Raw genomic sequence first — 6,221 nt, 5'->3', positions numbered from 1 at the left:
GCCTACATCGAGAGCTTCAACGGCAAGTTCAGGGACGAATGCCTCAACGAGAACTGGTTCGAATCCCTGACGCAGGCCCGCGAGGTCATCGCCATCTGGCGCCAAGACTACAACGAGGTGCGACCACGCGGAACGATCGGACGGATACCTCCGGCTGAGTTTGCCGCCAAGCACCGCAAGCCAAACCCATCAACCACCGACGCAGGATCAGTTAACCTGCAAACCCTTGGACCTCTCTCCAACTGATTGGTATGGCTGGAGGGGGCAGGTCACCGGCTGTGGATAGGCCGTTTACACAAAATTCTGCACACCCTCTCGTATAGGTACAACCACTTGATGTGGGGCAGAAGTACCTTTCTCACAGGCTATCAGGAAGTCAGCCCGTTTTTTGAGAGCATCACGACGCTCTGGAATTTCCTCTCTAACGTCATAGATAGCTTCCATGCCTTTGAGCGTATGGTTGAGTGCAATCTCTGAAATTTCCCGTGATACTCCCATGTTGCGCATATGTCCCTTTGCAGTACTTCGCGTGTCATGTGGAGTGAAGTGGCGTATGTCGATATCGCCGCGCTCAAAGGCTCGTGTAATCGCAGCCCAAAGCGTAGTAGCGCCAACATGTGTATCTCCGTGAATTAGCAGGCGGTCATGGCGGCGAGCAGGTAGAGCATAGCTAGAACCATCTGCGAAGACGAGTAGTTCACGGAACCATTCGACCACTTGGGGAGCTAGAGGGACGAGAAAGCCTTTGCGAGTTTTGACCGAGTCATTAGGAATCCACCAAACCCCTCTATCAAGGAGTAAGTGCTCCTTCTTCGCCTTCACTAGTTCAATACCTCGTACACATGTGGCTAAAAGGATGCGGAAGGCTAAGCCGTTCTGACGCCCAATCTGATCAATATTAGGTAGAAGGGTGCGTAGCTCTGACTCATCTAGCATCACACGGCGGCGCACGGGAGGACGTGGCCCCATCAGAGCTGTTAGCTTGATGCCAAAGCAGGGGTTTGTTGCTATCAACGTGAGACCACAGGCATGGTCAAAAAGTTGAGAGGTCGTTGTTAAGAGGCGCTTGGTGATCGTCCATGTGCGTTTGGCATCCTTCAACATTGAAACGATATCGATAGGGGTTACCTGGTCGACCTGCCAAGCTCCCAGACGAGGCAAGATGACCTGTTCAAGGTCATAGGTGCGGTATTGAATGGTGATTTTTGAGAAGGAGTCGAGGCGAAGAATTTTTTCTCGATAGTCATTGACCAAGTCGCGAATGGACCAGGCTGCTATCGCTCGACTGCGTGCAGTTTGCTTTTGAACAGCAACATCTTCGCTGGCGTCAACGGCTGCTCGTAATGCACGTGCTTTTTCGCGTGCATTGCTGAGGCTGATATCAGGGTAGTTGCCGAGGGTTACTTCCTTACGGCGTCCATTAAGCCGATACCTAAGCACCCAGGATGCGGTGCCTGCGTTGGAAAGTGTGAAGGTAAGGCCATCGCCATCTGATTTGGCAACTGTATCGCCTTTGATCATCCAGTTTTTCAGCTGTCGATCTGACAGCAAGTTAGTGAGTTTTGGCATGTTTCCCCTTTGCAAACTCACGCAATTTGACCACCTCCTAGCTACCCAACTAGCTACCCATCTAGCTACCCACCAAAGCCGAGATGTGCAGATCCTAGATGAGACTTAAAGAGACAAAATCCTTTAAATATCATATGGTTATTTTTATTTTTTGAGGCGTTACAAACTGCAGTGAGACCATAACGAAAATTGCAGGTGGACAGTTGCATAAGTTTCTCCTGCGGGCGATTGTGGCCCATGAAAAAGCCCCTGGGCCAAAGGCACCAGGGGCTGGGGGGATGGTTGCGCGTGTGCGCTTTTTCTTAGTTGGCCTTAATTGGCAGGGGCCGCCTCTAAAGCGTCTTGCATGGCTTTGAGCGGGTCATCCTCTGCAGGGGCGGCAGATTCGCTGGCGCTGTCTTCGGTCATGAAGGGGTTTTCAAAGTCCACCGCGCTGGGCATATTGGCCTCCATTTGCTCGCGGATGGCATCCAGGTCGTAGGTGACTTTTTCATCCAAACCGCTGGAGACGATGCCTGGGAAGGCAATCACCAGACCCACCATCAGCAGCTGAATGCACAGGAAGGGGATCGAGCCCAGGTAGATCTGCGTAGTGGTCACCGGGGCAATGCGCTGGCGCGTGACCTTGTCGGTGTATTCCTTATCGGGTGCGACCGAGCGCAGGTAGAACAGGGCAAAACCAAACGGCGGGTGCATGAAGGACGTTTGCATGTTAATGGCCAGCAGCACGCCAAACCACACCAGGTCAACGCCCAGCTTGTCGGCCACCGGGGCCAGCAACGGCACGATGATGAAGGACAGCTCAAAGAAATCCAGGAAGAACGCCAGGAAGAAGACCATGATGTTCACCAGGATCAGAAAGCCCAACTGACCACCCGGCAGGTCGGACAGCAGGTGCTCCACCCACAGTGGGCCGTCCACACCCTGGAAGGTCAGGCTGAACATGGTGGCACCAATCAGGATGAAGACCACAAAGCACGACAGCTTGGTGGTGCCCACCAGCGCCTGTTGCAGCAGCTTGTAGTTCAGGCGGCGGCGGCTGATGGCCAGAATGATGGCACCCATGGCACCCATGGCACCGCCTTCGGTGGGGGTGGCGATACCCAGGAAGATGGTGCCCAGCACCAAGAAGATCAGCAGCAGTGGCGGAATCAGCACAAAGGTGACCTTTTCTGCCACGGTGGACAGCAGGCCCATGCCGGTGATGCGGTTGATCGAGGCAGCGACAAAGGCCAGGGTCACGCCAAAGCACATCGAAAACACGATGGTTTCATCCTTGGCCACGTGTTCCACCACTTCTCCGGTGATCCAGGTGTGGATGGCTTCCATGTTCTGCGCGGCAAACACGGACAGGCCCACGCAGATGATGGTCAGCACCAGCAGCGAAGGCAGGCCGGAGTTGCCGTTTTTGTCTTTCAGGTCACGCGCTTCGGGCGGCAGGGCCGGCACCATGCTGGGACGGAAGAAGGCGATGATGAAGACCAACAGCATGTACAGGCCCACCAGCATGAAGCCTGGCAGGAAAGCGCCCTTGTACAGGTCGCCCACGCTGCGGCCCAACTGGTCGGCCAGAATGATCAGCACCAGCGAGGGTGGAATGATCTGCGCCAGCGTGCCCGAGGCGGCAATCACCCCCGAGGCAATGCGCCGGTCATAGCCGTAGCGCAGCATGATGGGTAGCGAGATCAGCCCCATCGAGATCACCGAAGCGGCCACCACGCCGGTGGTCGCCGCCAGCATGGCACCGACCACGATCACGGCAATGGCCACACCGCCACGGATGGGGCCAAAGAGCTGGCCCACGGTGTCCAGCAAGTCCTCGGCCATGCCGCTTCTCTCCAATATCAACCCCATCAAGGTGAAAAATGGAATGGCTAGCAAGGTTTCGTTTTGCATCACGCCGTAAATGCGCAAGGGCAGCGCTTGCATCAGCGCTTCGGGCAGTACGCCCATTTCGATGCCGATGACGGCAAAAAACAGGCCGCAGGCCCCCAGGCTGAATGCCACGGGAAAGCCGATCAATAGAAAGCAGATCAGGCCCGCGAACATGATCGGGGCGAGGTTGTTGGCAATGAATTCCACGTAAATTCTCCTGGGCGCTTAGGCGTTTTGGGCTTTTTTGGCCGCAGCCAGTTCTTTGGCCTGGCGAATGGCCTCGGCCAATTCTTCTTCTGCTGACTTTTCCACCCGTTTGACCATGGGGTCGTCAATCAAGCCGCGCAGGAAGGCAATGCGCTTGATGAGTTCGGAGAAGCCTTGCAGCATCAGCAGGCCAAAGCCGAGGGGCATCATCAGGTACACCGGCCAGCGAATCAGGCCACCCGCATTGCTGGAGACTTCACCGGAGTGAAAGCCTTGCAGAAAGAAGGGGATGCTGTACTTGAGCACGATCAAGCACACCGGTGTGAGAAAAAAGATAAAGCCGAAAACGTCAATCCAGGCGCGGGTGCGTTGCGACAGCTTGGCGTTGATAACGTCCACCTTGACGTGTTCTTTTTCCAGCAGCGCATAGCCCGCCGCCAGCAGGAACGAAGCGGCAAACAGGTACCACTGCACTTCCAGAAAAGCATTCGAACTGGTGTGGAACACTTTGCGCACGACGGCGTTGATGCTGCTGACCAAGGTCGCAGCCAAGATGAGCCAGATGACGTAACGCCCGACAAAGGCGTTCAGACCGTCAATGGCCTTGGATAGTTTGAGCAGAGCCTGCATGGTGTCTCCAAAAATGGCGAAAAACGGGGAGACCAAGGGGATGGAGTGGTCTGTTGCCGTGGTCAGGCAATCCCGAAACAGCGCGGAATTTTAAGGAGGGAACACCAATGCACGCGGATGCAAACCCTTAGTTTTTCCTGTTTTTTTGGAAAAGCAAGGGTTTGTACCAGTGGAAAATTTCAATAAAAACTGATTTGTTGTTGAAATTTCAAAGACTAAATTAAAAAATTTTGTTAAAGAAGGCTTGCTATCGTTATTCGAGATGCAAGCCTTCTTTGAAGGCGTTTGTCAAGGCTGGTGTGGTGCTGATGCTCAGGCCCAGACAGCAGCGTGTGCTGCCATCTTGGGGGCCAGTCGCTTGCAAAACCGGTGCGGCCCAAGTGATGGCAATCGGGGTGGTTTGCTCCCCCTTTTCGGCGGTGGCTTGCAGATCAAAATCCCAGCTAAAACCGGCATCCATGTCACCCGCAGGCCCTCCTTGTTGCTCGCACCATGCCAAGAGGGCTTGGGCTTCAGCCAGCAGCGCTTCCCAGCGCTCAGGGGGGACGCAGGCCAGGGCATCCCAGCAGGCGTGGCCCAGTTCATCTTCACTGAAATCAAAATCTAAATAGTGCAGTTGCATCACAAGTGAGGGTTATAGCGAGAGAAATCGCTAAATTAATACTAAAAAAGTCAAAAGACTTGTGCATCCGTGATGCTGTCCAGGTTGAGCAAGCTGGCCTCAATGGCCGCTGCCGTGGTGATGGGGTGCTCCATGGGAAACAAGTGGCTGCCGTCCAGCACCATGATGCGCCCCCGCGTTACGCGCTGGGTCATTTCCATGCCCACTTGGCGCATTTCGCGTGACTGTCGCCCGCCAATGAAGGCCACCGGGCAGCGCAGTGGATGCCGGCGCAGCAGCGGGCTCAGGTTGTGCGGCAGGCTGTTGTAGATGGCCGTTTCCTCTTCGCGCGTAAACCACAGGGTCAGCTGGCCCTGTGCATCCTGATGCAGGCCGTGGCGAATGTAGTCTTGCAGTATTTGTGGGTGCCAGCGGGCAAAACTGGGTTTGCGCTGAAAGTGCTCCAGCGCCTCTTGGGCGCTGCCCCAGCGGGTGCGGCGCTTACGACTGACCTTGCCGGGAGAAAAAATATTCACCAACCGCGAGCGCTTGGCCGCTTGCACTGAAGTGGCCCGCCAGCCCCCCAGCAGCGGCGAATCCAGCAGCAATACGCCCCGGGCCAGTTCGGGGTTTTGGGCGGCCGTCATCAGGCTGACAAATCCCCCCAATGAATGCCCCACAAAGTACGCGGGCTGCCCCCATTGCGCCACCAGCGGCTGGGCAAAGTCTTTGAGCTGCTGCACCAAGTGCGGCCAGTTGTCCGTCACCGGGTAGGCGGGGTCATGGCCAAAGCGTGGCAGCGCATGCACAGCAAAGCCGCGCGCACGCAGCTGGGCGAACAAGTAGTCGTAGGTTCCGGCTGTAAAGCTGTTGGCGTGGGCAAAAATCAAAGGGCGCATAGAGAACAAAAATGACAAAAATGACCAAACGGGCCAAGAAAAATCACAAGGCACACAGCTGGCTTAAATCACGCTCCAGCAATGCAGGGTCACCCAATTGCAGCTCCAGCAGGCGGCGCAGATGGGTGATGCTGTCCAGGTCAATGCTGCGGCAGCGCAGGCCGATGTAGGCCTCTTGCACATGGGCCACTTCACTGGCCATGGCAATGTGGCAGCCCTCTCCCAGGGTGATGATGAGCTGGCAAGGTGCCTCTTTGGGCCAGTGCAGCTCCGCAGCGGCCTTGACCAAAGCCCCCTGCAGCGAAATATCCAAAAGGTGCACAGGGTGGGCCTGCCCGGCGCATATCAGTTGGGCATGGGCATCAAAGTGCAGGCGTTGAAATTGGCGGCGCTCTTGGGACATGGGGGCTTGGCAGCAAAGAAAGGGGAGGGCAAATCTT

7 protein-coding genes are annotated in these 6,221 nt (G+C 55.9%); 1 reads left to right on the top strand and 6 read right to left on the bottom strand.

All coding sequences use genetic code 11. The features are described 5' to 3' along the window. Positions 1-246, top strand: a 246-nt coding sequence (locus J1777_RS11960; protein WP_242700517.1) for an integrase core domain-containing protein, incomplete at its 5' end; no start/stop codon positions are given. Positions 247-291: 45 nt separating this feature from the next. Here J1777_RS11960 and J1777_RS11955 read toward each other — a convergent pair. From J1777_RS11955 to J1777_RS11930, 6 genes are all read right to left on the bottom strand, one after another. Further along, positions 292-1,569 (bottom strand): tyrosine-type recombinase/integrase, encoded by a 1,278-nt coding sequence (locus J1777_RS11955; protein WP_207575926.1) that lies wholly within the window; start codon positions 1,567-1,569, stop codon positions 292-294. A gap of 312 nt (positions 1,570-1,881) precedes the next feature. Further along, positions 1,882-3,651, bottom strand: a complete 1,770-nt coding sequence (locus J1777_RS11950) for a TRAP transporter large permease subunit (protein ID WP_207575925.1) — start codon at positions 3,649-3,651, stop codon at positions 1,882-1,884. 18 nt (positions 3,652-3,669) lie between these two features. After that, positions 3,670-4,281, bottom strand: coding sequence for a TRAP transporter small permease subunit (locus J1777_RS11945; RefSeq protein ID WP_207575924.1), 612 nt, complete (start codon positions 4,279-4,281; stop codon positions 3,670-3,672). A gap of 253 nt (positions 4,282-4,534) precedes the next feature. After that, positions 4,535-4,906: a hypothetical protein gene (locus J1777_RS11940; RefSeq protein WP_207575923.1), complete on the bottom strand. Its 372-nt coding sequence runs from the start codon at positions 4,904-4,906 to the stop codon at positions 4,535-4,537. Between the two features lie 47 nt (positions 4,907-4,953). Further along, positions 4,954-5,781 (bottom strand): alpha/beta fold hydrolase, encoded by an 828-nt coding sequence (locus J1777_RS11935; RefSeq protein ID WP_207575922.1) that lies wholly within the window; start codon positions 5,779-5,781, stop codon positions 4,954-4,956. Positions 5,782-5,824: 43 nt separating this feature from the next. Further along, positions 5,825-6,184, bottom strand: a complete 360-nt coding sequence (locus J1777_RS11930) for a PilZ domain-containing protein (protein WP_207575921.1) — start codon at positions 6,182-6,184, stop codon at positions 5,825-5,827. Positions 6,185-6,221 lie beyond the last annotated feature (37 nt).

This window comes from Comamonas denitrificans (assembly GCF_017368815.1).
GTDB lineage: Bacteria > Pseudomonadota > Gammaproteobacteria > Burkholderiales > Burkholderiaceae_C > Comamonas > Comamonas denitrificans.
Note: the sequence above shows the minus strand (reverse complement) of the source record. Positions and strands in the feature narration are given on the sequence as shown.